Raw genomic sequence first — 23419 nt, 5'->3', positions numbered from 1 at the left:
GAGTAAAACCGGATAGACGCAGCCATACTAAGACATGTCGGGACATGATTTTGCTTGCGAAGCATGGTGCGCCGAATATCAGATCTGTAAGGTGAAGCGGATGAATCCGGGGTATATGTCCTTGCTGCTTATTGTCGTAACGCTGATTTTGCTGGCCAGCGGCTGGAAGGATACAATTATAAGAGGTATCGCTCATCGGAGCCTGCTTCTTTTTTTTATGCTGTGGTTTACGCTGGCGCCTTGCCGATTGCCGACAGGGGAGGCGCGAATGTACGGCAGCATTCCGATATTGGCGGGAATGGCTCTCTTCGTGCTGTACCGGACGGAGCGCCGTCTGTATCAGCTTCATATAGTGTCGGTCTCGATGCTGCTCGCTTCGGTAGCCTTCTTTCTGCTGGAGACCGTGCATATCGCGCCCGCGATCATGGTCATGAATGCAGAGTGGACGGTCGCTCTGTATCTCGGACTAATGTCCGCCGTGCTGCTCAAATCCCCGGCTGCGCAGTTAGCCGCCTTGTCGCTCGGCCTTGTCGGCGGGGAATGGCTGCATTGGTATGCGCACCGGGCTCAGGTGCCGCATGATATCGGCGGCCCGGGCTTTCAAGACATGTGGTGGATGACGGTGGCGGTGTCGCGCGGATTGTCGCTTGCTTTGCAGTCGGTCGGAGCAGCGATGAGGAAAGCGGCCGGGTTTGCGCTGGGGCGAATCCGCAGATCGAAACAAGGGGGCGGGGAGCCGGACAAGACCGCTTAGACGGCAGGCTGCATTTACTTGCGAACCACTTTTTGCTATGATATAATCTCGGAGCTTGAGATGCAGGCGTACGATGAAGGGAATGAAGCAGGATCATGGCCAAACCGATCGTAGCGATCGTCGGGCGTCCGAATGTGGGGAAATCGACAATATTTAACCGCATTATCGGGGACAAGCTGGCGATCGTGGAAGATAAACCGGGAGTGACCCGGGACCGGTTGTACGGAACCGGCGAATGGCTGAATCGACAGTTCAGCGTCATCGATACGGGCGGTATCGAGATTGAGGGCGACGATGAAATCATGCGCTCTGTCCGCATGCAGGCGGAGCTGGCGATTGAGGAGGCGGACGTCATCGTCTTTATGGTCGACGCCAAGGCCGGCATTACGCCGGCAGACAGCGAGGTGGCGCAAATGCTCTACCGCGCCAAGAAGCCGGTCATCGTCGCCGCCAACAAGGTCGATAATTTGCAGCGGCAGGACGACATATACGAATTCTACAGCCTCGGCTTCGGCGACGTTGTAGGCATCTCGGGAGCCCACGGTACGGGCCTCGGCGATTTGCTGGACGAGGTGATCCGGCACTTCCCGGAAAGCGAAGCGGACGAATACGGCGAGGACGTCATCAAGGTCGCGCTGATCGGCCGTCCGAATGTGGGCAAGTCGTCGCTGGTCAACGCCATCCTTGGGGAAGAGAGGGTCATCGTCAGCGATATTGCCGGAACGACGCGCGATGCGATCGATACCCCCTTCGAGAAGGACGGGCAAAAATACGTCATCATCGATACGGCGGGCATGCGCAAGCGCGGCAAGGTGTACGAGGCGACCGAGAAATACAGCGTAATGCGGGCGATGAGAGCGATCGAGCGCGCCGACGTCGTGCTTGTCGTCCTCAACGGCGAGGAAGGAATCATCGAGCAGGATAAGCATATTGCCGGGTACGCCCACGAGGCGGGGAAGGCCGCCGTCTTCGTCGTCAACAAATGGGATATCGTCGAGAAAGACGACAAGACGATGCATCAGTTTTCGCAAAGAATACGCGATCATTTTCTGTTTATGACTTACGCTCCGATCGTGTTTTTGTCGGCCAAGACGAAGCAGAAGCTGCACAAGCTGCTGCCGGTCGTGGACCAGGTGGCGGAACAGCATCATATGAGGGTGCCGACGCATCTCTTGAACGACGTCGTTTCCGATGCCGTGGCGATGAATCCTCCGCCAACGGACAAGGGCAAGCGGCTGCGAATCAACTACGCTACGCAGGTGGCCGTGAAACCGCCGACATTCGTGTTTTTCGTGAACGATCCGGAGCTGATGCATTTCTCCTACGAGCGTTACCTCGAGAATCGAATCAGAGCCGCGTTCGGTTTCGAAGGGACGCCGCTCAGACTGTTTACGCGCAGGAAATCGACGGAGGAATAGGAGAGATGCAGCTTTGATGACGATCTTAGCCATGCTGATCGGGTATTTGCTGGGCTCGATCAGCTTTAGTTTCCTGGCGGGCAAGGTGCTGAAGGGCATCGACATCCGCAAGCACGGCAGCGGCAATGCGGGAGCGACCAACACGCTTCGCGTGCTCGGCGTCGGTCCGGGCATAGCGGTGCTTTCGCTGGACGTAATCAAGGGCATCGGCGCCGTGCTGATCGGCCAGGCGCTAAGCGGAGGCAATCCGCTGGTCGCTGTTCTCAGCGGGCTTAGCGTCATTGCCGGGCATAACTGGCCGGTGTTTTTCGGCTTTCGGGGCGGCAAAGGCATCGCCACGACGATCGGCGTCATGGCGACGCTCGCTTTTTGGCCGGCGCTCTACGCCGGAATTATCGCGATTCTATCTATCGTATTGACACGGTATGTTTCCTTGGGCTCATTATTGTTTACCGGTCTCTTGCCGATTTTTATCTGGTTTATGAAGCTGCCCCTGGAAATATGGATTTTAAGCTTGCTGCTGTTCCTGTTCGCCTGGATTCGGCACAGAAGCAACATCGTCAAGCTGATCAAGGGTCAAGAGAACAAGCTGGGGGCTAAAAAGAAAGGCTGACGGCGGTTACCCCCGGCGAAGATCGTCATGAGGGCAAGCGGACTAACGCATTGGATGGAGGGAGCGTATGCCGGTAGTTGGCAAAGCAGCCGTATTGGTGGCAGGCAGTTGGGGGACAGCGATCGCGTCTGTGCTTGCGGATAATCATCGCGAGGTTGCGCTCTGGACGCGCAGCGAAGCGCAGGCCCGCGATATTAACACTAGGCGCCATAACAGCAAATATTTGCCCGATGCGGAGCTTTCCCCGAATATTCAGGCGACGGTATCGATGCAGGAGGCATTGAAAGGAGCCGAGGCCGTCTTTGTCGTGGCGCCGTCCTCTGCCATGCGCGAGGTAGCCGGGCAAATGCGGGTTTATTTGGAGCAGGGCACGCTGGTTGTCCATGCGACCAAAGGGTTCGAGAGCGGGTCCTTGAAGCGGATGAGCGAGGTGCTGGCGGACGAGCTGCCGGACTATGACCCGGAGCGAATCGTCGTCCTGTCCGGGCCGAGCCACGCGGAGGAAGTGATCGGCCGCAAGCCGACGACCGTCGTCGTGGCCGCGAAATGCCTGAAGGCTGCCGAGCAGGCGCAAGATTTGCTGATCAATCACTATTTCAGGGTGTACACGAATCCCGATGTCGTCGGAGTGGAGGTCGGGGGCGCGCTCAAGAACATCATCGCCCTCGGAGCCGGACTGTCCGACGGGCTCGGCTTCGGGGACAATGCCAAGGCGGCGCTGCTCACCCGCGGTCTGGCCGAAATAACGAGGCTCGGCACAGCGATGGGCGCCCATCCACCGACGTTCGCCGGGCTTGCCGGCATCGGCGATCTGGTCGTGACGTGCACGAGCCGTCACAGCCGCAACTGGCGGGCCGGCTCGCTGCTGGCTCAGCGGCTCCCGCTGGACGAGGTGCTCAGCCGTATGGGCATGGTCGTCGAGGGCGTCAAGACGACGCAAGCAGCCTATACGCTTGCCGCGCAATACGAGATCACGATGCCGATTACATCGCAGCTGCATCAGGTGCTGTTCGAAGGGAAAGATCCCGAAGCGGCCGTGGAAGATCTGATGGGCAGAGTGCGCACTCACGAGCTGGAGGAAGCGGCTCTGCCGAGAAGCTGACGGAAGCGCATAGCTCTTGGCGAAATTGCTCCTCTAGCGGGCATGCGTCTACACGGGCGGCGTGCCGCCATGCATACAATACCTCAGGCTTTACTCAAGGTTGAGCAGTTTCAGGACCGAGGAGGTATAGCATGGCAGGCAAAAATACGCCCAAAGACGTGCTGAACATCGTCAAGAAGAAAACAGGCAAATCGGTGTCGGAGAAAGACATCTACAAGCTGGCCAGCGGCGTCAAGCCTTCGACGATGCAAAGCGAGGCTCAGCTGCGGCAGCTGATCAAGCAAGTGTCGAGTCTGGTGAACATCCCCGTATCCGAGGCGACGATCAAAGAGTTGATTCATGCGATCAAGAGCAGCAAGGTCGATCAGAACAGCATGGAGCAGCTGGTCAAGATGATCTCGTCCAAAAAATAAGCGCTATCCGCTATTCGCCGCAGGCGGTCCGATCCGGGCCGCCTGCGGCGTTTGGTTTTGCGCAAAGCAGGCTTTCCCTATCGCTTCGATATTGTGTATAATACGAGAATGATCATGATACGGTGAAGGATGGGATCGTTCGGTATGTCGCCAATGGATAAAATGTGGGCCTCGTTCATTGCGATCGGTTTGATGATTGCCGCATCGCTGCTCATTACTTTTGCCCGGAACAAAACGACTGGCATCGTCCGGGTCATTTTGTCGATTATCGCCTTTCTGCTGTTTATTCCGATTTTACTGTATATGGCTGTTTCTATATTATAAAAGAAACGATCGGCGCGGCTTGGCCAACCGTTGTTCAGCTAAGCTGGAGTACAAGTTGCGAAACCTATTTACTACAGGCAAGAGGATGAAGAACGATGACAACGAACCGGCCGAATGCGGCGGACAAGCTTCGCGAAGCGCTGCGAATCATTCACGGCTTGACGGCCGGAACGGGGTGCACCTGGCTTGTCGGCGGAAGCACCGGGCTGATGCTGCAGGGCGTGAGCCTGGCGGCGCTGCCCCGCGATCTGGATCTGTACGCCGACCGAACAGACGCGCTGGACATTCATTGCAAGCTGAGCGCTTATGCGGTGGATGGCCAGTCCGAGAACGCAGGCGGTTTATACCGCTCGCTGCTGAGCCATTACGAGATTGCCGGAGTGCCGGTGGAGCTCGTCGGAGGTTTTGAGGTGTTCGCCCAGGACAGCGAATATAAAGTAGAAGCCCGGGATTGGGCGGCGAGCTGGGCGGAAAGGCATGACCCGGACGGCGCGGCCGATGCCGGGAGCGGAGGCGCCTCGCTCCTCCTGATGCCGCTCGCCCATGAGCTCCTGTTCAACGTTATGAGGGAACGGGCGGACCGTTACGAGGCGATCGCCGCGCACTGCCGCTCCGTGAATCCGCGGCGGCATCAGCTGGCGCTTAAGTCGCTGCTGGAACGCCAGCAGATCAGCCTCCCGCTTCGGCGCAGGCTGGAGCGGCTTTTAAGCTGCAGCGGGAGCGAATGAGACGAAAGGAGTGCTTCAAGCTCGTGAAGGCGCTGATTACGTTCATGCCTGAAGGCAAGTCCGCTCAGGTGCGTCCAGGGACAACCGTGCTGCTGGCCGCGGCCAAAGCCCGCGTGCATATACGGACAAGATGCGGCGGCAACGCGGCCTGTCTCATGTGCAAGATCAAGGCGGCGCCAGGCTCGGCGCTTTCGCCGCCCCAGGCAGGCGAGCTGCGCAAGCTGGGGGCCCTGAGGCACGAAGGGTATCGTCTGGCCTGCCAAGCGCGGGTGGCGGGGGATAGCGTCGTGAGCGTGCCGGAAGATCCGCTGCGCGCTGCCGTCCGCCGCCAGCTGGAGAAAAATCGGGAGCGGCAGGATATGGTCCGGCCGGACCCTGAAGGAGAGGATCTGTAATGCAACGCTTGATCCCGTCCCCCGCCTGGCGGGGCGCCGGGGTGCTGCTGCTGGTCTGCCTCGTGCTCAGCGGTTGCATGTATCCCAAAGAACTGCGCAAAGAGAACCAGGTCGCTTCCTCCGAATATTTGCTGCTCGTCCAGCACGCCATCGACCAATACAAGGAGAAGACCGGTGTGCTGCCGATCAAAAACAGCAAGGAAGAGACGCCGATATACGAGAAATATGCCATCGATTTCAAAAAGTTAAAGGACCGGTATCTCAGCACGATTCCGGCCAACGCCTTCGAGAACGGCGGAACGGCGATCTACGTCATCGTCGATGCGGAGCATCAGCCGACTGTCAAAATGATGGATTTGATCGCCTTCCAGAAGACGGTAGAGCTGCAGCGGCTGGTAGGCGAATACCAGGCGAACAACGCCGGGCAGCTGCCCCGCGGCGAACAAGTCGCTCCCGGCTTCTGGACGGTCGATTTCGCCAAGCTGAACCGTCAGGCCGAGACGGTGCCGAGCGTCTATACCCGCCAGCTGGAGCTGCCTTTCCTGCTGCACGAATCCGGCACCTTGGCCATCGACTACGCCGCCGATATCATGCGGCTCATCGACCGCAAACAGCTGCAGGGCAAGCTGGACGGCGAGAACGACCTGCGCGCGCTGCTCGTGGAGGAATATCCGTTCGTGCCTGCCCGTTCGTACCCGTACCGCTGGCAAGATGACCGGCCTGTTCCTGTGACGGCTCCCCGATAGGGGGGCCGTTCTTTTTTTGGCGAAAAATCGCATATCGGTCAGGGCAGATTCATATATTTTGACAATGATGGGACTGTTGTGCGCTGGGAAACGGCACGAGCCGGCGCAATCCGAAAGGCGGGCCTTACAAAAGTCGGACAAATAAATGTCGCCTATCTATCATAATCGTCCGCTCGGCACATATATTGGTAGTAGTCCGAAGCATGTACGAGTTTCGCCTGAAACAACCAGTAGGAGGGATTCTCATTGGAAAAAGTGGATATCTTCAAAGACATTGCTGAGCGTACCGGCGGAGACATTTATCTGGGGGTCGTCGGGGCGGTCCGTACGGGCAAATCGACGTTCATCAAACGGTTCATGGAATCGGTCGTGCTGCCGAACATCCAGAACGAAGCCGATCGCGCCCGCGCCACCGACGAGCTTCCGCAAAGCGCGGCAGGCCGTACGATCATGACGACGGAACCGAAATTCGTACCCAACAATGCCGTACAGCTGCATGTCGCTGAAGGACTGAACGTCAATGTGCGCCTGGTGGATTGCGTCGGTTACGTCGTCGACGGAGCAAAAGGCTACGAAGACGAGAACGGCCCCCGAATGATTAACACGCCCTGGTTCGACGAAGCGATTCCGTTCCAGGAGGCGGCCGAAATCGGCACGCGCAAGGTCATTCAGGAGCATGCTACGCTGGGGGTCGTCATAACGACGGACGGCTCGATCGCTGAGATTCCGCGCGAATCCTACGTGGAGGCGGAAGAGCGCATCATTGACGAGCTGAAGGAAGTCGGCAAGCCGTTCATCGTCATCGTCAACTCCACCAAGCCGCACAGCGATGCGGTGCAGGAGCTGCGAAGCGAGCTGCAGGCGAAACACGACGTGCCGGTCGTGGCGATGAGCGTCGCCAATATGGCTGAGGACGATATGATGAACGTTTTGCGCGAAGTGCTCTATGAATTCCCCGTTCACGAAGTGAACGTCAATCTGCCGAGCTGGGTGATGGTGCTGGAGGAAAACCATTGGCTCCGCTCCAGCTTTGAAAATTCGGTCCGCGAAACGGTGCAGGACATTCGCCGCCTGCGCGATGTCGACCGGGTCGTCAGCAATTTCCGGCAGTACGATTTTATCGAGAACGCCGCTTTGGCCGGCATGAATATGGGTCAGGGCGTTGCCGAGATCGATCTGCACGCGCCGGATGAGCTCTACGACCGCATTCTGATGGAAGTGGTCGGCGTGGAGATCCGCGGCAAGGACCATTTGCTGCAGCTGATGATGGATTTCACTCACGCCAAGCGGGAATACGATCATTTTGCCGAGGCGCTGGAGATGGTCAAGACGACGGGCTACGGCATCGCGCCGCCGACGCTGGCCGAGATGGCGCTCGACGAGCCGGAACTGATTCGCCAGGGAGCGAGATTCGGTGTCAGACTGAAGGCGACGGCGCCGTCGATTCATATGATTCGCGTCGACGTCGAATCCGAGTTTTCCCCGATCATCGGAACAGAGAAGCAGAGCGAGGAGCTTGTCCGCTATCTGATGCAGGACTTCGAGGACAACCCGCTGAAAATATGGGAGTCGGACATTTTCGGCCGCAGCCTCCATTCGATCGTTCGCGAGGGCATTCAAGGAAAGCTCGCCATGATGCCGGACAATGCGCGCTACAAGCTACAGGAGACGCTGGGACGGATCATCAACGAAGGCTCGGGCGGCCTCATTGCGATTATTTTGTAATGCATCCGGCATTCGTCAGCGCCCTCAAAATATGGTGCCATTTCTTTCGCCGTATCTTGCGAAATGCACTCCGCGCGGGTGCATTTTTCGTTTTTTACTTGAAATCGGTTCGTCCCTGTATTACTATAATCTTGGCTTGTTTACGAACATACGGGCTAAGGCATGTATATTTTGCCCCGAAACGGTGAACAAAGAGGAGTAATATGATAAGTCAGCTGTGGGGGGAGGTGAGTGGCATGAACAAGACCGATCTGATCAACAAGGTCGCCGAGGTTACCGAGTTGTCCAAGAAGGACGCTACCAAGGCGGTTGAAGCTGTATTCGACGCCATTTCCGAAGCGCTGCAAGCCGGTGATAAGGTGCAGCTGGTAGGGTTCGGCAATTTTGAAGTTCGCGAACGCTCCGCGCGCAAAGGACGCAACCCGCAAACTGGCGAAGAAATCGAGATCCCTTCGAGCAAAGTTCCGGCTTTCAAGCCTGGCAAAGCGCTGAAAGAGGGCATTCAGTAATTCGCTACATACAGGCGAGAAGGGCGTCCGGGGCTGATCGCCTCGGGCGTCTGATTTTTTTGAAATAACCTCTTTACAAACCTGCTGGACGTATGTATAATACTCTTTGTCGGCTTTCCAATAAATAGCCGCACATTCGGGGTATGGCGCAGTCTGGTAGCGCGCACCCTTGGGGTGGGTGAGGCCGTGGGTTCGAATCCCGCTACTCCGACCATGAAGAAGACATCGTTATATGCGGTGTCTTTTTCTTTTGTGCTCTGGCGCTGCTTGCGGGGGACGGTTGACATTGAGAGCGATTTTTTGCATGATATGCTTAAGAAGAGTAGAGGCAGGGGAGATGAGCAAGTGGAAAGCGACTGGAGACACGGTGAATGCTTCGTCGTGAAGGCGAAGGAGAACGGCGTGCAGGTGATCGGGCTGACCAGAGGACAAGATACGAAGTTTCACCATACGGAGAAGCTTGATAAGGGCGAAGTGATGATCGCTCAGTTTACCGATCATACGTCCGCAGTGAAGGTGCGCGGCAAGGCGATTGTTATGACGAGGCACGGTGTGATCGATACGGAGGAATAATTTTTCAAAGCGTGCAGGCATAGCCTGCTTTTTTTCGTTGTAGAATGATAAGAGACGCTAAGGACAACCTATGTTCCCGCGATTTCCTTACGAACCAAGGAGGCGCTGTTTCCGAGATGAACTGGTTTTCCCGGTTTCTTATCACAATACTGCTGTCGATCGGCGTGGCGGCCGCACTGACGTTTCTGTTCCGGCTGGACGAGAGCAGCGCCGTGTTCCGCACGATGCGGCAAGCCGAGCCGGTCACCGATGCCAACATCGTCGATGTGCTGAGCGCAACGGAGCTGCATTTGCGCATCCGCCGAGTGGAGGTAAGCCGCGCTACCGTTTCGGTCGACCTGCTGGCCGCAAGTGCTACCGATGCCGTCAGCGCGCTGCAGGACTTGGTCGAGCTGCCCCGCCATCTGTTCACTTCCTCGACGAATATTCACCAGGTGCTCGTCCGCGTCCTGGACGGCTCGCAGCGGGCCGGGGGGAGCGCTGCGCTGCTGGCCGCCGTCGATGCGAGGCGGGAGAAATGGACGCCGACCAAGACGCCGAAGAGCAAGGACAGCGCTGAAGAGTTGAAGCGGTTTCTCGATACGTATTACCGGGTTACGTATATGCCCAGATGGCAGGAGCGCTTCGGAAGCGCCGGCTGATGTGCAATTTTATTGAGCCGGAGCATGCGTTTCCGATTCGTTTATGCTATAATATTTTAGATTGCGAGATCTTTAACTTTTGTTCGGTTCGGAGGCTCAACTTTATGAACACCTTTCGGATTCCGGAAATGGCCAGACCTTACATCGAGTACGATATGATCCAGAACCATACGGATCTGCCGCATTTTCCCGAGTTCCGCACGCGTCTGTTGCATGCATTCCTGAATAAATCAACCAAGATCGCCGGCTTCAGCGACCTGTACACGCTCGTTACTTCGCTGGTACAGCTCGGGCTGGACACGCACGACATGGTCAGCGTCACGAACGACGACAAGGAACGGAAGGCGGCCCGCTCCCGCCAGCTGAAAGTGCTTGCGGGCGATTATTTCAGCAGCCGCTTTTATTATATGCTGTCCCATGCCGGCCAGATCGATCTGATCGGGGTGCTGTCGAACGCGATTTGTGAAGCGAACCGAATCAAGATGAACCTGTATTTGCTCATGAAGCAGTTCAAGATGACGGCTGACGAATATATCCGCCAGTCGGTCGAGGCGAAGTCGCAGCTGTTCCTGTCTTACGCGGATTTGCTGGAGGAACGGTTCCGCAAGCTGTGGCCCGAAGTGCTGCGGCTGTTTACCCGCTGCGAGGTGCTGCTCGCCGAGCTTGTCCGCTCCGAGTCGGCCGGCGATTACCGCAACAGCTGGGGATATTGGCACGTCATGCAGAACGGGACGAAGGAGGAGGCCAAGCTGCTTCGCTCGGACAACCTGGACCCGCTCAAGCTGCGGTCGCTGTGGCATAAATATAACGTCACCGCTGAGCTCTACAAGCGTCTCGAGCGCTGTTCGCAGGAGCTGCACGATAAGCTGCAGTCGCTCGGCTCCGATACGCTGGCCAAGGAGCTGCAGGCCATCGGCGAGCCGTTCAGGCATTATCTTGCCGGCGTCCGGATCGACGGGGGGAATATGAGGTGAAGGCCGTGGAATCAAAATCGAAGGAGCAATTCGTTCACTCCGTATTTGAAAGTATTGCGCCGAAATACGATATGATGAACGATATTCTAAGCTTCCGCCGGCATAAGGCTTGGCGGAATTTTACCATGAGAAAAATGAACGTAAGGCCTGGCAGCACGTCGATCGATCTATGCTGCGGCACGTGCGATTGGACGATCAGCCTGGCCCAGGCCAGCGGCACCGGGCGGACGGTCGGGCTCGATTTCAGCCAGAACATGCTGAGCGTCGGGGCAGAGAAGGTGGCGAGGCTCGGGCTGGAGCGGCAAATCGAGCTCGTCCAGGGCAACGCCATGGAGCTGCCGTTTCCGGACAATACGTTCGATTACGCGACGATCGGCTTCGCGCTGCGCAACGTGCCCGATCTTGTGAAAGTGATCGAGGAGATGCAGCGCGTGGTGAAGCCGGGCGGCCTGGTCGTATCGCTGGAGCTGTCCAAACCGACCTGGGAGCCGTTCAAGTCGCTCTATTACTTCTATTTTCAAAAAATATTGCCGCTGCTCGGCAAGCTGATCGCGCAAAAATACGAGCAGTACAAATGGCTCCCGGAATCGCTCGTTCATTTCCCGGATCACAAACAGCTCGCAGCCATCTTCCGGGAAACCGGTCTGACCGAAGTCCAAGCTTATCCGCTGACCGGGGGCATCGCCGCCGTGCATATCGGGAGGAAGAAGTAAGGCTTCAGTCCGCTTAGGGGGTCAAGCGCAACATGTGGAGAAAGACCAAAATCTTCTTGGAAATGATTAAAATCGAGCATACGCTCTTCGCATTGCCGTTTGCTTTCATGGGAGCCCTGCTGGGCTCTGTTGTCGTCTTCGGCAGCCTTCCGTCCTGGGGGCAGATCGGCTGGATCTTGCTGGCCATGGTCGGGGCGCGCAGCGCGGCTATGGGGCTCAACCGGGTCATCGACAAGGTGATCGATGCCAAAAACCCGCGAACAGCGATGCGGGCTATTCCGGCAGGACTGATTTCGTCGAAAGAAGCTATTCTTTTTATTATAATATCCTTCGTCCTGCTGTTCGTCGCTGCCGTCAACTTGAGTCCGCTGTGCGTGAAGCTGATGCCGATCGCGGTCGTACTGCTGGTGTTTTATTCTTATACGAAACGGTTCACCTGGACATGCCACTGGTTTCTCGGCCTGACCGTCGCTCTGGCGCCGCTGGGCGGGTGGGTCGCCGTAACGAACGGCGTGTCGTGGACGGCCATCGTCTTTTACGTGACCATCGTATTTTGGCTTGCCGGCTTCGATATCATTTACGCTTGCCAGGATGCCGAGTTTGACAAGCAGGAAGGACTGCACTCGGTTCCGAGCCGCTTCGGCATCGCCAAGGCGCTGAAGATCGCCCGCTGGTGCCATATCGTCACCGGATCGGGATTCGTTGCGCTATACTTCATGACCGAGCTCAGCTGGTTTTACTTGCTCGGCATCATTATCTCTATCGCGCTCCTTCTGTACGAGCACCTGATCGTCAAGCCGGAGGACATGCGGCGGCTGCAAACCGCGTTCTTCACCATGAACAGCCTGCTCAGCTCGGTTATGCTGGTGTTCACGCTGATCGATCTGGCGGTGCTTGTCTCATGAGCGCAGGCAGTCCTTGGGTCATCGGTTTGACCGGCGCCAGCGGCGCCGTATACGGCGTGCGGCTGATCCGCTTCATGCTGGAGACGGGCCGTTCCGTCCATCTGATCATTACGGATGCCGGCTGGAGGGTGCTGAAGGAGGAGCTCGGCTGGGATGTAAGCCGGAGAGTCGAAGCGCTTCGCGCCGAGCTTGGCGAGCCGGAACGGGGATGGACGTACCACCCGAACGGGGATATCGGAGCGGCGACAGCCAGCGGCTCGTTTCGCACCGCAGGCATGGTCATCGTCCCCTGCTCGATGGGGACGCTCTCCGGCATCGCCCGCGGCGCTTCCGACAACCTGCTGGAGCGCACGGCGGACGTGATGCTGAAGGAAGGACGGCCCCTTATTGTGGTCCCTCGCGAAACGCCGCTGCACGCCATCCATCTGGAGAACATGCTGGCGTTATCGCGCATGGGAGTGCGGATCATACCGGCGATGCCCGCCTTTTATCAAGGGCCGCAAACCGTCAGCGACATGGTCGATTTTATCGTAGGCAAAGTGCTTGACAACATGGGATTGGATCATCAATTGTACAGAAGATGGGGTATGCCGGATGAATGACTTGGAGCGGCCGGTTCGCATCGGCCGGATCGATTACACGAACGTGTGGCCGTTGTTTTATTATTTCCCGCTGGCCGCCTTCGGCGACGAGCTTGAGATCGTCCAGCAGCTGCCGACCGGGCTGAACCGGGCGATGGCGGCCGGAGATATCGACATCGGCCCGATCTCTTCGTTCGCGTACGGCGAGCATTTCGACGACTATATCTTGTTTCCGCACATGTCGGTCAGCGCGCTCGGCCGGGTGCACTCGCTGCTATTGTTCCATCGCGAGCCGCTGGCTCGGCTGGGCGGCAAGCAGATCGCGCTGACGACCGCTTCGGCCACGACCGTCGTCCTGCTCAAAATCATTTTACAGAAGTTTTACGGGGTGAGGCCGGTATATACGCCGATGGAGCCGAATTTGGACGAGATGATGAAGGAAGCCGACGCCGCGCTTCTCATCGGCGATCACGCGATTCGCGCCAGCTGGGCCGATCAGGGCTATCTCGTGACGGATTTGGGGGCGGAGTGGCATAAGCATACGGGCGAGTGGATGTCCTTCGCCGTATGCACGATGCGCAGGGCGCTGGTCGAGAGCCGGCCCGAGCTCGTAAAGCGCATCTACGACGCCTTTTTGGAAAGCAAGACGAAATCGCTATCCGACCTGACGGGACTCGTGCAGGAAGCCTGCGCGAAAATCGGCGGCTCAAGCCGCTACTGGACGGATTATTTCAGCAACTTGTGCTACGAATTCGGCCCGCGCCAGTGGGCAGGGCTGAAGCGGTATTACGATTACGCGGCGGAGCTCGGTTTTCTGGATCGGGAAGTAACTCTGCACATCTGGAACGATACTACGACAGTGCAGGTGACGGAATGAAACTTTTGGAATTATATGCCAAGATGAAACGGGATATCGGATACATCGAAAAGGAGCTGGAACGGAGCATCGATGCCGACCATGCGGTGCTGCGGGAAACGTCGCTTCATCTTCTGAAGGCAGGGGGCAAGCGTCTGCGGCCTGTATTCGTGCTGCTCGGCGGCAAGTTCGGGCAGTACGATCTGGAGCGAATCAAGCATGTGGCCGTTCCGCTTGAGCTCATCCATATGGCTTCGCTGGTGCACGACGACGTCATCGACGATGCGCAGCTGCGGCGCGGTCAGCTAACCGTAAGGTCCAAGTGGGACAACCGGATTGCTATGTATACCGGCGACTACATTTTTGCCAAGGCGCTGACCATCGTCACCAAGCTGAACAATCCGGCGATTCATCAGATCATGTCCAAGGCGATTATGGAGATGACGATCGGCGAGATGGAGCAAATTCGCTTCTTCTACAATTCCCGGCAGAAGGTCAGGGACTACTTGCTGCGCATCAAGCGCAAGACGGCTTTGCTCATCGCGGTCAGCTGCCAGCTTGGCGCGATCGCCGCGAACGCCCCGGAGCGGACGGCGCGGCAGTTGTACTCGTTCGGTTATTACGTCGGAATGGCATTCCAGATTCGCGACGATCTGCTCGATCTGTGCGGAACGGAGAAGGAGATCGGCAAGCCGCCGGGCAGCGATATCAAGCAAGGCAATATGACGCTGCCGGTCATCTATGCGCTGCAGGAAGATAAGCTGCGGCCGCAGCTGCTCAAAGAGCTGGAGATGATCCGCGAGCGCGACGGCCAGACCGATGTCAGCGCATTTTTGGATCTGATCCGCGGCAGCGCGGGACTGAGGCGGGCTGAGGAGCTGGCGAACCGCTACATCGACAAGGCCATTCATGCACTGGACGAGCTGCCCGATATTCAAGCCAAGAAGGATTTGACGGCGATCGCGCACTTCGTAGGCAACCGATCCTATTAACCTTGACTAACCAGAGAAAAGAGGTTGAATTCGATGGAAAAAACGTTTCTGATGATTAAGCCCGACGGGGTGCAGCGCGGATTGATCGGCGAAATCGTGCGCCGCTTCGAGCAAAAGGGTTTTCAACTGATTGCCGCCAAGCTGATTCAGGTAAGCAGGGAGCAGGCCGAGGCGCATTACGCAGAGCATAAAGGCAAAGATTTCTACGAGCCGCTGCTGGAGTTCATCACCTCCGGCCCCGTGTTCGCCATGGTATGGCAGGGAGAGCAGATCATTCAGCTCGCCAGAATCATGATCGGCAAGACGAGCCCGCTGGATGCGGCCCCGGGAACGATCCGCGGCGATTTTTCCGCCCGGACGCGCATGAATTTGATTCACGGCTCCGATTCGCCGGAAAGCGCGGAGCGGGAGATCGCGAATTTCTTCCGGCCGGAGGAATTGCTGCAGTACAATAAAACAATACAAACCTGGATTTGATAAAAGGCGGTTGGGCAGCGTGGAGGACCGGGATTATCTTCAATTCATACATAAAGTAAGAGATTATACCTCAATCGATTTATCGCAGTACAAGGAAGCGCAGATGAAGCGCCGGCTCACGACGTTGCGGACGAAGAAAGGCTATTCGACGTTCGCCGCGTTTTTCGAGGCGATGACGAAGGACAAGGAGCTGTTCTACGAATTTCTCGACCGGATGACGATCAACGTATCCGAGTTTTGGCGCAACCCGAACCGGTGGGAGGTGCTGGAGCGGCGCTTCCTGCCGGAGATGCTGCAGCGTTCGAAACGGCTCAAATGCTGGAGCGCCGCCTGCTCCACCGGCGAGGAGCCGTATACGCTGGCGATGATCTTAGCCGAGCACGGGGCGCTGGCAAGCAGCACGCTGATCGCATCCGATATCGACGAAGGAGCGCTCGAGAAGGCTAAGCGGGCGGTATACTCGGACAGGTCGATTCGGGATGTGCCGGCATTATATTTGAATAAATATTATCGGCAGGACAATCTGACATACTCGATCGTCGATTCGCTCAAGCCGCATATTCGCTTCCAAAAGCAAAATTTACTTACCGATCCGTTCGAATCCGGCTTCGATCTCATCGTTTGCCGCAATGTGATGATTTATTTTACCGAAGAGGCGAAGCATCTGCTGTACGGGAAGTTCGCCCAGGCATTGAAGCCTGGTGGCATCCTGTTCGTGGGCAGCACGGAGCAAATCTTCTCTCCGGGACAATACGGCCTGGAGCCGGCAGACACTTTTTTTTACCGGAAACAGGAAGCGTAGGGGTATAACGTCTGGCATTCGTTCCTATACTAGAATTAACACCATCCGGGAGGAAACGAATGGACAAGCGAAAAGTCATCCTAGCTTACCGCCGGGGATTTATTACAATGCAGGAATGTGCGCAAATCTTAGGTATCGATTCCGCCGCGATTCTCGGCTTCGTCAACGATCCGCAATTCGCGGAAGTTTCCCGCAAGCGGACCAAACAGCCGGTCAACGGCTGAGCGATTTGTCGAATTCTTGCTTGTAGCGCGCTGCCGCCGCGGTCCTGCATGGACTGCCGCTGCAGCGTTTTTTTTGCTGCCAGCGTTTTGGGAGAGTTGTTGCCTCGGCTTTTCTTGTCAAACCGTGGTGGCTGTACTATAATTAGCACATGATTAGCACATAAAAGCGCTAAAGCGCCGAAATGCGCGCACACGCACGGCATGGCATCGTCTGCAGCGCCTGCACGGCATGGGATAGGACGAAAGGGGAATAAACGCATATGAGATATTTAACAGCAGGAGAGACGCACGGGCCGCAGCTGACGGCCATCATCGAAGGTTTTCCAAGCAACGTAACCATTGATTTCGAAGAGATCAATCACCAGCTGGCGCGGCGGCAGAAAGGCTACGGCCGCGGCCGCCGCATGCAGATCGAACAAGATACGGCCATCATTGCCGGAGGCGTCCGGCACGGCAAAACGACCGGGGCGCCGATCGCGCTGGTCGTCGAGAATAAAGACTGGAAGCATTGGACGTCCGTCATGAACATCGAGCCGATCGAAGGCAGCGACGAGACGAAGCGGCGCGTCAACCGCCCGCGGCCCGGCCATGCCGATCTGAACGGCGGGCTGAAGTACAATCAGCGCGACTTGCGCAACATTTTGGAGCGGTCCAGCGCCCGCGAGACGACGATGAGGGTGGCGGTTGGCGCCATGGCGCGGCAGCTGCTGAAGGAGTTCGGCATCAAGGTGGCCGGACAGGTGATCCGCATCGGCGACGTGACTGCGCAGCGCAAGGAGATGCCGATTGACGAGCTGATCCGCATTACGGAGGAGTCTCCGGTGCGCGTGACGGACAAAGAGGCGGAAGCGAAGATGATCGCCGCGATCGACGCCGCCAAGGCAGAGGGCGATACGCTCGGCGGAGTGATCGAATGCATCGTCGAGGGTGTGCCTGTCGGACTCGGCAGCCATGTGCAGTGGGATCGCAAGCTGGACGGGCGCATTGCCCAGGCGGTCGTCTCGATCCAGGCGTTCAAGGGCGTCGAATTCGGCATCGGCTTCGAGGCGGCGGAGCGCCGCGGCTCCAAGGTGCATGACGAGATCATGCACGAGGAAGGGCGCGGCTTCTACCGGGCCTCCAACCGGGCCGGCGGCTTCGAGGGCGGGATGACGACCGGCGAGCCGATCGTCGTGCGCGCGGTGATGAAGCCGATCTCGACGCTGTACAAGGCGCTGCAAAGCGTCGATATCGATACGAAGGAAGCGTTCACCGCGCAGGTGGAGCGCTCCGATACGTGCGCGGTTCCCGCGGCGGGAGTCATTCTTGAGAACGTCGTCGCCTGGGAAGTAGCGCGGGCGTTCATGGAGAAGTTCGGCGGCGATTCCATCGAGGAGACTCGGCGCAATTACGAGAGCTACTTGGAGCAAGTACGCAGCTACTAAAAGGCGGTGAACGAGATGACCGTAACGGAAATGAAAGAGCTGACCGTCGAGCTCGGCGCGCGTTCCTACCCGATCTACATCGGGGAAGGACTGCTGCAGAAGCTGGGGGAGCTTTGCGGCAAGCATGGGCTGGGCGCTGCTTCGCCCATCCTCGTCGTCACGGACGAGCACGTGGCGGAGCCTTACCTGGCGCAAGTCATGGCGCAATTGGCCGGCGCGGGATACCAGGCCGTGTCGCATATCGTACCTGCCGAGGAATCGTCCAAATCGCTGGCTGTGCTTGAGGATATTGTGACGACGGCGCTGAAGGCGGGGCTTGATCGCAAGTCAACCGTCATTGCGCTGGGGGGCGGCGTCGTCGGCGATTTGGCCGGCTTCGTGGCGGCCAGCTACATGCGCGGCGTGCGCTTTATCCAGATTCCGACGACGATTCTTGCCCATGACAGCAGCGTCGGCGGGAAAGTCGCCGTCAATCATCCGCTGGCAAAGAACATCATCGGCGCGTTCCATCAGCCCGAATTCGTCCTGTACGATACGGCTACGCTCAAGACGCTGCCGCCGCGCGAGGTGCGTTCCGGGCTGGCCGAGATGGTCAAGCACGGACTCATCTGGGACCGGACGTTTACACAGTGGTGCGAAGCGAATGCGGAGAAGCTGCTGGCGCTTGATCCGCAGGCGCTCCAGCACGGTTTGTACGAAGGCTGCAAGGTCAAGGCTGCCGTCGTTTCGCGCGACGAACGGGAGAACGACCTGCGCGCCATTCTGAACTTAGGCCATACGATTGGCCACGCGATCGAGGCGGTATCCGGCTACGGCCAGTCGCAGCACGTGCTGCATGGAGAGGCGATCGCCATCGGCATGGTCGGTTCGGCCAAGCTGGCTCTTCGGTTAGGCTATCCGCAGCATATATACACGACGACCAAGCGCATCCTGAAAAAATTCGAGCTTCCTGTGCGCGTGCCGGAGCATCTGGATACGGAGCAAATGATGAGCGCCATGATGCACGACAAGAAGTTCAAGGAAGGCCGCATGGTATTTGTCATACCGACGGAGATCGGCAAGGTCGAAATCAACCATAACGTATCCGCCGACTGGGTGAGGGAAGTCGTGGAGGAACTGAAACGGGAGGACTAACGATGTTTGTACGGGGAATCCGCGGAGCGACGACCGTGGAGCGCAATGAAGCGAAGGAAATTTTGCAGGCGACGAACGAGCTGCTTCAACACATCGTTGCCGAGAACGGCATCGTTCCTGAGGAAATCGCATGTATTTTTGTGACGGTAACGCAGGATTTGACGGCGACGTTCCCGGCGCAGGCGATTCGTTCCATGGCGGGCTGGGAGCTGGTGCCGCTCATGTGCTCGCTGGAAGTGCCGGTGGAGGGCAGCCTGTCGCGCTGCATCCGCCTGATGGTCATGGTTAACACGGAGAAGAAGCAGGACGAGATCCATCATGTTTATTTGCGGGAAGCGATGCGGCTTCGCCCGGATTTATCGAAATTGACAAATGCATAGCGGTGCCTGTATAGTATAGGTAGTTCAGTACAGAGCTGTTAGCGGCCGGATCGGCAGCGATCTTGCCGGAGAGTAGAGACGAGTTAGCAGAGCAGAGCCGAGTCGAGCCTGACCGATATTTCGGGCTTCACAGGATGGAGAACCTATGGCGAACGAATTGTCGCCGCCGGTCGACATCTTCGGTTAATGGAAATTTGCCGGCAGATCACCGTCAAATTTTCAGGATGGACGCCTATGACAAGCGATTCCTTCGTCATCGGTCGTCACCTTCGTTACTGATCATATGCCGACGGAATGCGTCGAATGATCAGGATAGGTTGCGCGGATTGGAGAACGATTGCCGTTATTTTTATGATTAACGTTTATCGATACCGCTTTTCTCCTTTCTTCTGCAGACGCGAGCGCTATTGCCCGTAGCACGGGTATGCCGCGCTTGATGCTGTGCTGTAACCTATGCGATATCTGCTTCTAACCGCCTCTACTTTTACAGTAGAGGCTTTTATTTTTGTAAGGCTGACCTATTCGGGGCTGTCGCCAAGACGCCCTGCAGAAGAGACGAGAAGAGGAGAGATGGATATGTACAGTCCGGAAGCGAAGGAAGTGCTCAGGCTCGCCAAGACGTACAATTTGATCCCGGTGGTCCGCCATCTGCTGGCCGACACGGAGACGCCGATCCGCGTATTTCAGCATTTCTACGACGAGCAGCGGGCGTTTTTGCTCGAAAGCGTGGAGGGCGGCGTCAAATGGGCGAGATATTCGTTCATCGGCACCGATCCGTTCCTGATGCTGGAAGCGAAGAACGGCGAGACGAGAGTGAACGGACCGGACGGCACGGCCGTCTCCAGGGAAAGGCCGGTCGATGTGCTGAAGGCATACCTTCGCCAGTACCGCAGCCCTTCGCTCCCGGATCTCCCCCGGTTTACGGGCGGAGCGGTCGGATTTTTCGGCTACGACCTGCTGCAGTATTACGAGAAGCTGCCGGCGCACCGCAACGACGATCTGCAGCTGCATGACATCAAGTTCATGTTCTGCGACCAGGTGATTGCCTTCGATCACGTCAAGCAGCAGCTCAAGGTGATCGCCAATGTGCACGTGCCGAAGAACGGGACGGACGCCGAAATTTTGGCCGCTTACGAGGCGACCTGCGCCAAGATCGAGGAGACGATCGAGCGGCTGAAGCGCCCGCTGCCGACGTTCTCCATGTCGCAAAGCCCGATCCCGGACGATGTGGATCTGGGCGAAATCCGCTCCAATATGAGCCAAGAGCAGTACGTCGGCATGGTGGAGCAGGCCAAGGAATACATTCGCAGCGGCGACATTTTTCAGGTCGTTCTCTCCCAACGATTCGAGATCGAGACGGACGTATCGCCGCTTCACGTGTACCGGATTTTGCGGACGCTGAATCCTTCGCCGTATATGTATTTGCTGAAAATGGACGACGCCGTCATCGTCGGCACGTCTCCCGAGCTGCTCGTTCGCGTGGAGGACGACAAGGTGGATACGCGCCCGATCGCCGGCACGCGGCCGAGAGGCCGGACGCCCGAGGAGGATCTGGCGCTGGAGAAGGAGCTGCTGGCGGACGAGAAGGAGCGGGCGGAGCATCTGATGCTCGTCGATCTGGGACGCAACGATTTGGGCCGGGTCTGCGAATTCGGCACGGTCAAATGCGACACCTTCATGCAGATCGAGCGGTACTCGCACGTGATGCACATTGTCTCCAACGTGACCGGCCGGATGGCCAAGGACAAGGACTTTTTCGATGCCTTCATCTCCTGCCTGCCGGCGGGCACCGTATCCGGAGCGCCGAAGCTGCGGGCGATGGAAATCATCGCCGAGCTTGAGAATGAAGCCCGCGGCACCTATGCGGGAGCGATCGGGTATCTTGGCTTCTCCGGCAATCTGGACACATGCATTACGATCCGCACCATCGTGTTCAAGGGCGGCAAGGCCTATGTCCAGGCCGGAGCCGGCATCGTCTGGGATTCCGTGCCGGAGAACGAGTATCAGGAGACGGTCAACAAGGCGAAGGCGATGCTCAAGGCGATTCGCATTGCGGAAGCAGTATTCAAACCGAAGCCCGTCGACCATGCGCTGATCAATCACGATTATTATTGATTCGCGATGTTTAATGATCGAGGGACCACTTATTCCGTTCATTTGGGGGAGGCACGAATGATGGAAGCAACGACCATTACCGTACAGCAGGGCATACAAAAGGTGATCGCAGGACGCCACCTGACGCGAAGCGAGGCGCGCGACGTGATGAACGACATCATGGACGGGGGGGCGACGCCGGCGCAGATCGGCGGCTTGCTGACCGCGCTGCGGATGAAGGGCGAAACGATCGAAGAAATTACCGGCTTCGCCGATTCCATGCGGGCCAAAGCCAGCCGCGTGCAGACGGTGCAGACGAATCTGCTCGATACATGCGGCACCGGCGGCGACGGAGCCGATACGTTCAACATCTCCACGACGGCCGCGATCGTCGCGGCGGCCGGCGGCATCCGCGTCGCCAAGCACGGCAACCGGGCGATGTCGAGCAAGAGCGGCAGCGCCGATGTGCTGGAAGCGCTCGGCGTGAACATCCAGCTGAACCAGGAGCAGGCATCGCGCTGCCTGGAGCAGGTCGGCATCTGCTTCATGTTCGCTCCGCTGTTTCACCAATCGATGAAGCATGCGGCCGGCCCGCGCAAGGAGCTCGGCTTCCGGACAGTGTTCAACCTGCTCGGCCCGCTGACGAACCCGGCAGGAGCCGACCGTCAGGTGCTCGGCATCTTCGACCGCAGCAAAACGGAGACGATCGCCCATGTTATGCAGGCGCTCGGGCTGAAGCGGGCGCTCGTCGTCGCCAGCATGGACGGTCTGGACGAGATCAGCATCTCCGACGCGACGCAGGTGACGGAGCTGAAGGACGGCGAGATCCGCACGTATCAGGTGAGCCCCGAATCGCTCGGCCTGCGCCGCTACGCGATGGCCGACGTCGTCGGCGGGGACGCGACGGAGAATGCCCGGATCGTCAGCGATATTTTGGCCGGCGCTGAAGGGGCTTGCCGGGACGTCGTGCTGGCCAATGCCGGCGCCTGCTTCTATGTGACAGGCATGGCCGATACGCTGCAGGAAGGCGTGCGCATTGCCGCAGAGACGATCGATTCGGGCCGCGCGCTCGCCAAGCTCAAGCAATTAGTCCAATGTACGGGAGAAATGCGACATGTTTCTGGATAAAATCGTAGCAACGAAACGCGAGGAAGTCGCCCAGCTCAAGGAGCGCACAACGATTGCCGAAATGGAACGGGCCATCGCCTCGATGCCGCCGACGCTCGGCTTCGAGCGGGCGCTGTCGGCCGGACGCAAGCGGCCGATGGGACTGATCGCCGAGGTCAAGAAGGCGTCGCCCTCCAAAGGGCTGATTCGCGCCGATTTCGAGCCGGTGGAGCTGGCGCTGGCTTACGAGCGGGCCGGCGCCGACTGCATCTCGGTGCTGACCGACGCGCCTTATTTCCAGGGAAGCAACGATTATTTGAGCCGCGTCCGTGAGCAGGTCGGCGTGCCGATTCTGCGCAAAGATTTTACGATCGACCCGCATCAAATCTATGAAGCCCGCTTGATCGGAGCGGATGCGATATTGCTGATCGCCGCGATTCTCTCCACCGGGGAACTGAAGGAATTCAGCCGCATCGCCCGCGATATCGGACTCGACGTGCTTGTCGAGGTTCACGACCGGCAGGAGCTGGAGCGGGCGCTGGAGCTGGACACGACGCTGCTCGGCATCAACAACCGCAATCTGCACACCTTCGTCACGGACCTGAAGACGACCGAGGAGCTTGTCAAGGCCATTCCCGCCGGCATGACCGTCGTCAGCGAAAGCGGCATTTCCCACGCGGAGGAAATCGCCTGGCTGCGCTCTGTCGGCGCCCACGCCGTGCTGGTCGGCGAGCATTTCATGCGCCAGCCGGACGTCGCGCAAGCGGTCTGCGAGCTGATGGGCTCGCCCGCCGGCGCGGCAAAGGAGTAGATGG

28 protein-coding genes and 1 tRNA gene are annotated in these 23419 nt (G+C 58.1%); all 29 read left to right on the top strand.

The features are described from left to right. Positions 1-100: 100 nt before the first annotated feature. The 29 genes from F591_RS27600 to trpC all read left to right on the top strand — a co-directional run bounded on the left by F591_RS27600 (position 101) and on the right by trpC (position 23415). On the top strand, positions 101-754 hold the full coding sequence (locus F591_RS27600; RefSeq protein WP_019534079.1) for a YphA family membrane protein: 654 nt from the start codon (positions 101-103) through the stop codon (positions 752-754). A gap of 95 nt (positions 755-849) precedes the next feature. Continuing rightward, the gene (der, locus tag F591_RS0108025) at positions 850-2172 is read left to right on the top strand and encodes a ribosome biogenesis GTPase Der (RefSeq protein WP_019534078.1); all 1323 of its coding nucleotides are present in this window, start codon (positions 850-852) and stop codon (positions 2170-2172) included. A 16-nt stretch (positions 2173-2188) separates the two neighbouring features. After that, complete coding sequence (gene plsY, locus F591_RS0108020) at positions 2189-2785, top strand: glycerol-3-phosphate 1-O-acyltransferase PlsY (protein ID WP_019534077.1); 597 nt, start codon at positions 2189-2191, stop codon at positions 2783-2785. 67 nt (positions 2786-2852) lie between these two features. After that, positions 2853-3887, top strand: coding sequence for an NAD(P)H-dependent glycerol-3-phosphate dehydrogenase (locus F591_RS0108015; protein ID WP_019534076.1), 1035 nt, complete (start codon positions 2853-2855; stop codon positions 3885-3887). Positions 3888-4018: 131 nt separating this feature from the next. Continuing rightward, positions 4019-4300, top strand: coding sequence for a stage VI sporulation protein F (locus F591_RS0108010; RefSeq protein ID WP_019534075.1), 282 nt, complete (start codon positions 4019-4021; stop codon positions 4298-4300). 144 nt (positions 4301-4444) lie between these two features. Continuing rightward, the gene (locus F591_RS0108005) at positions 4445-4624 is read left to right on the top strand and encodes a DUF2768 family protein (RefSeq protein ID WP_026326452.1); all 180 of its coding nucleotides are present in this window, start codon (positions 4445-4447) and stop codon (positions 4622-4624) included. Between the two features lie 95 nt (positions 4625-4719). Next, positions 4720-5352 carry a nucleotidyltransferase family protein gene (locus tag F591_RS0108000; RefSeq protein WP_019534073.1) on the top strand — a complete coding sequence of 211 codons (633 nt, stop codon included), beginning with the start codon at positions 4720-4722 and terminating at the stop codon, positions 5350-5352. Continuing rightward, on the top strand, positions 5349-5747 hold the full coding sequence (locus F591_RS0107995; RefSeq protein WP_051109141.1) for a 2Fe-2S iron-sulfur cluster-binding protein: 399 nt from the start codon (positions 5349-5351) through the stop codon (positions 5745-5747). The genes F591_RS0108000 and F591_RS0107995 overlap by 4 nt, the downstream gene beginning before the upstream one ends. Further along, on the top strand, positions 5747-6493 hold the full coding sequence (locus tag F591_RS0107990; protein ID WP_019534071.1) for a hypothetical protein: 747 nt from the start codon (positions 5747-5749) through the stop codon (positions 6491-6493). The genes F591_RS0107995 and F591_RS0107990 overlap by 1 nt, the downstream gene beginning before the upstream one ends. Before the next feature lie 246 nt (positions 6494-6739). Then, positions 6740-8218 carry a stage IV sporulation protein A gene (gene spoIVA, locus F591_RS0107985; protein WP_019534070.1) on the top strand — a complete coding sequence of 493 codons (1479 nt, stop codon included), beginning with the start codon at positions 6740-6742 and terminating at the stop codon, positions 8216-8218. A 236-nt stretch (positions 8219-8454) separates the two neighbouring features. Further along, on the top strand, positions 8455-8727 hold the full coding sequence (locus F591_RS0107980; RefSeq protein WP_019534069.1) for an HU family DNA-binding protein: 273 nt from the start codon (positions 8455-8457) through the stop codon (positions 8725-8727). A 137-nt stretch (positions 8728-8864) separates the two neighbouring features. Beyond that, positions 8865-8941, top strand: a tRNA-Pro gene (locus F591_RS0107975). A 95-nt stretch (positions 8942-9036) separates the two neighbouring features. After that, entirely contained in the window at positions 9037-9300 is a 264-nt protein-coding gene (mtrB, locus tag F591_RS0107970) for a trp RNA-binding attenuation protein MtrB (RefSeq protein WP_051109147.1), read from the top strand. A gap of 116 nt (positions 9301-9416) precedes the next feature. Then, positions 9417-9941 carry a hypothetical protein gene (locus F591_RS0107965; protein ID WP_019534067.1) on the top strand — a complete coding sequence of 175 codons (525 nt, stop codon included), beginning with the start codon at positions 9417-9419 and terminating at the stop codon, positions 9939-9941. Between the two features lie 104 nt (positions 9942-10045). Next, complete coding sequence (locus tag F591_RS0107960; RefSeq protein WP_026326449.1) at positions 10046-10915, top strand: heptaprenyl diphosphate synthase component 1; 870 nt, start codon at positions 10046-10048, stop codon at positions 10913-10915. Between the two features lie 5 nt (positions 10916-10920). Next, positions 10921-11628, top strand: coding sequence for a demethylmenaquinone methyltransferase (locus F591_RS0107955; RefSeq protein WP_026326448.1), 708 nt, complete (start codon positions 10921-10923; stop codon positions 11626-11628). Between the two features lie 32 nt (positions 11629-11660). Then, positions 11661-12533 (top strand): UbiA-like polyprenyltransferase, encoded by an 873-nt coding sequence (locus F591_RS0107950; protein ID WP_019534064.1) that lies wholly within the window; start codon positions 11661-11663, stop codon positions 12531-12533. After that, positions 12530-13135 carry a UbiX family flavin prenyltransferase gene (locus F591_RS0107945; RefSeq protein WP_019534063.1) on the top strand — a complete coding sequence of 202 codons (606 nt, stop codon included), beginning with the start codon at positions 12530-12532 and terminating at the stop codon, positions 13133-13135. The genes F591_RS0107950 and F591_RS0107945 overlap by 4 nt, the downstream gene beginning before the upstream one ends. Beyond that, positions 13128-13991, top strand: a complete 864-nt coding sequence (locus tag F591_RS0107940; RefSeq protein WP_019534062.1) for a menaquinone biosynthesis protein — start codon at positions 13128-13130, stop codon at positions 13989-13991. The genes F591_RS0107945 and F591_RS0107940 overlap by 8 nt, the downstream gene beginning before the upstream one ends. Continuing rightward, positions 13988-14962, top strand: a complete 975-nt coding sequence (hepT, locus tag F591_RS0107935) for a heptaprenyl diphosphate synthase component II (protein WP_019534061.1) — start codon at positions 13988-13990, stop codon at positions 14960-14962. Before F591_RS0107940 ends, hepT begins: the two co-directional genes overlap by 4 nt. A 33-nt stretch (positions 14963-14995) precedes the next feature. Then, entirely contained in the window at positions 14996-15439 is a 444-nt protein-coding gene (ndk, locus tag F591_RS0107930; RefSeq protein WP_019534060.1) for a nucleoside-diphosphate kinase, read from the top strand. 19 nt (positions 15440-15458) lie between these two features. Beyond that, on the top strand, positions 15459-16241 hold the full coding sequence (locus tag F591_RS0107925; protein WP_019534059.1) for a CheR family methyltransferase: 783 nt from the start codon (positions 15459-15461) through the stop codon (positions 16239-16241). Positions 16242-16300: 59 nt separating this feature from the next. Continuing rightward, entirely contained in the window at positions 16301-16465 is a 165-nt protein-coding gene (locus F591_RS31930) for a hypothetical protein (RefSeq protein WP_019534058.1), read from the top strand. Positions 16466-16725: 260 nt separating this feature from the next. Next, the gene (gene aroC / locus F591_RS0107915; RefSeq protein ID WP_019534057.1) at positions 16726-17889 is read left to right on the top strand and encodes a chorismate synthase; all 1164 of its coding nucleotides are present in this window, start codon (positions 16726-16728) and stop codon (positions 17887-17889) included. Positions 17890-17919: 30 nt separating this feature from the next. Continuing rightward, a complete protein-coding gene (gene aroB / locus F591_RS0107910) occupies positions 17920-19023 on the top strand; it encodes a 3-dehydroquinate synthase (protein WP_026326447.1) in 1104 nt (367 codons plus the stop codon). Between the two features lie 2 nt (positions 19024-19025). Further along, positions 19026-19403, top strand: coding sequence for a chorismate mutase (aroH, locus tag F591_RS0107905; RefSeq protein WP_019534055.1), 378 nt, complete (start codon positions 19026-19028; stop codon positions 19401-19403). Between the two features lie 576 nt (positions 19404-19979). Further along, complete coding sequence (gene trpE / locus F591_RS0107900) at positions 19980-21518, top strand: anthranilate synthase component I (RefSeq protein ID WP_019534054.1); 1539 nt, start codon at positions 19980-19982, stop codon at positions 21516-21518. A 60-nt stretch (positions 21519-21578) separates the two neighbouring features. Then, positions 21579-22625 carry an anthranilate phosphoribosyltransferase gene (gene trpD / locus F591_RS0107895; protein WP_019534053.1) on the top strand — a complete coding sequence of 349 codons (1047 nt, stop codon included), beginning with the start codon at positions 21579-21581 and terminating at the stop codon, positions 22623-22625. Continuing rightward, positions 22612-23415: an indole-3-glycerol phosphate synthase TrpC gene (trpC, locus tag F591_RS0107890; RefSeq protein ID WP_019534052.1), complete on the top strand. Its 804-nt coding sequence runs from the start codon at positions 22612-22614 to the stop codon at positions 23413-23415. Before trpD ends, trpC begins: the two co-directional genes overlap by 14 nt. Positions 23416-23419 lie beyond the last annotated feature (4 nt).

It is taken from the genome of Paenibacillus ginsengihumi DSM 21568 (genome assembly GCF_000380965.1).
In the GTDB taxonomy this organism is placed as follows: domain Bacteria; phylum Bacillota; class Bacilli; order Paenibacillales; family NBRC-103111; genus Paenibacillus_G; species Paenibacillus_G ginsengihumi.
Note: the sequence above shows the minus strand (reverse complement) of the source record. Positions and strands in the feature narration are given on the sequence as shown.

Coding starts and splice junctions, on each gene's coding strand:
- F591_RS27600 (WP_019534079.1), top strand. CDS start 101: ATGAATCCGGGGTATATGTCCTTGCTGCTTATTGTCGTAACGCTGATT.
- der (WP_019534078.1), top strand. CDS start 850: ATGGCCAAACCGATCGTAGCGATCGTCGGGCGTCCGAATGTGGGGAAA.
- plsY (WP_019534077.1), top strand. CDS start 2,189: ATGACGATCTTAGCCATGCTGATCGGGTATTTGCTGGGCTCGATCAGC.
- F591_RS0108015 (WP_019534076.1), top strand. CDS start 2,853: ATGCCGGTAGTTGGCAAAGCAGCCGTATTGGTGGCAGGCAGTTGGGGG.
- F591_RS0108010 (WP_019534075.1), top strand. CDS start 4,019: ATGGCAGGCAAAAATACGCCCAAAGACGTGCTGAACATCGTCAAGAAG.
- F591_RS0108005 (WP_026326452.1), top strand. CDS start 4,445: ATGTCGCCAATGGATAAAATGTGGGCCTCGTTCATTGCGATCGGTTTG.
- F591_RS0108000 (WP_019534073.1), top strand. CDS start 4,720: ATGACAACGAACCGGCCGAATGCGGCGGACAAGCTTCGCGAAGCGCTG.
- F591_RS0107995 (WP_051109141.1), top strand. CDS start 5,349: ATGAGACGAAAGGAGTGCTTCAAGCTCGTGAAGGCGCTGATTACGTTC.
- F591_RS0107990 (WP_019534071.1), top strand. CDS start 5,747: ATGCAACGCTTGATCCCGTCCCCCGCCTGGCGGGGCGCCGGGGTGCTG.
- F591_RS0107980 (WP_019534069.1), top strand. CDS start 8,455: ATGAACAAGACCGATCTGATCAACAAGGTCGCCGAGGTTACCGAGTTG.
- mtrB (WP_051109147.1), top strand. CDS start 9,037: ATGCTTAAGAAGAGTAGAGGCAGGGGAGATGAGCAAGTGGAAAGCGAC.
- F591_RS0107965 (WP_019534067.1), top strand. CDS start 9,417: ATGAACTGGTTTTCCCGGTTTCTTATCACAATACTGCTGTCGATCGGC.
- F591_RS0107960 (WP_026326449.1), top strand. CDS start 10,046: ATGAACACCTTTCGGATTCCGGAAATGGCCAGACCTTACATCGAGTAC.
- F591_RS0107950 (WP_019534064.1), top strand. CDS start 11,661: ATGTGGAGAAAGACCAAAATCTTCTTGGAAATGATTAAAATCGAGCAT.
- F591_RS0107945 (WP_019534063.1), top strand. CDS start 12,530: ATGAGCGCAGGCAGTCCTTGGGTCATCGGTTTGACCGGCGCCAGCGGC.
- F591_RS0107940 (WP_019534062.1), top strand. CDS start 13,128: ATGAATGACTTGGAGCGGCCGGTTCGCATCGGCCGGATCGATTACACG.
- hepT (WP_019534061.1), top strand. CDS start 13,988: ATGAAACTTTTGGAATTATATGCCAAGATGAAACGGGATATCGGATAC.
- ndk (WP_019534060.1), top strand. CDS start 14,996: ATGGAAAAAACGTTTCTGATGATTAAGCCCGACGGGGTGCAGCGCGGA.
- F591_RS31930 (WP_019534058.1), top strand. CDS start 16,301: ATGGACAAGCGAAAAGTCATCCTAGCTTACCGCCGGGGATTTATTACA.
- aroC (WP_019534057.1), top strand. CDS start 16,726: ATGAGATATTTAACAGCAGGAGAGACGCACGGGCCGCAGCTGACGGCC.
- aroB (WP_026326447.1), top strand. CDS start 17,920: ATGAAAGAGCTGACCGTCGAGCTCGGCGCGCGTTCCTACCCGATCTAC.
- aroH (WP_019534055.1), top strand. CDS start 19,026: ATGTTTGTACGGGGAATCCGCGGAGCGACGACCGTGGAGCGCAATGAA.
- trpE (WP_019534054.1), top strand. CDS start 19,980: ATGTACAGTCCGGAAGCGAAGGAAGTGCTCAGGCTCGCCAAGACGTAC.
- trpD (WP_019534053.1), top strand. CDS start 21,579: ATGGAAGCAACGACCATTACCGTACAGCAGGGCATACAAAAGGTGATC.
- trpC (WP_019534052.1), top strand. CDS start 22,612: ATGTTTCTGGATAAAATCGTAGCAACGAAACGCGAGGAAGTCGCCCAG.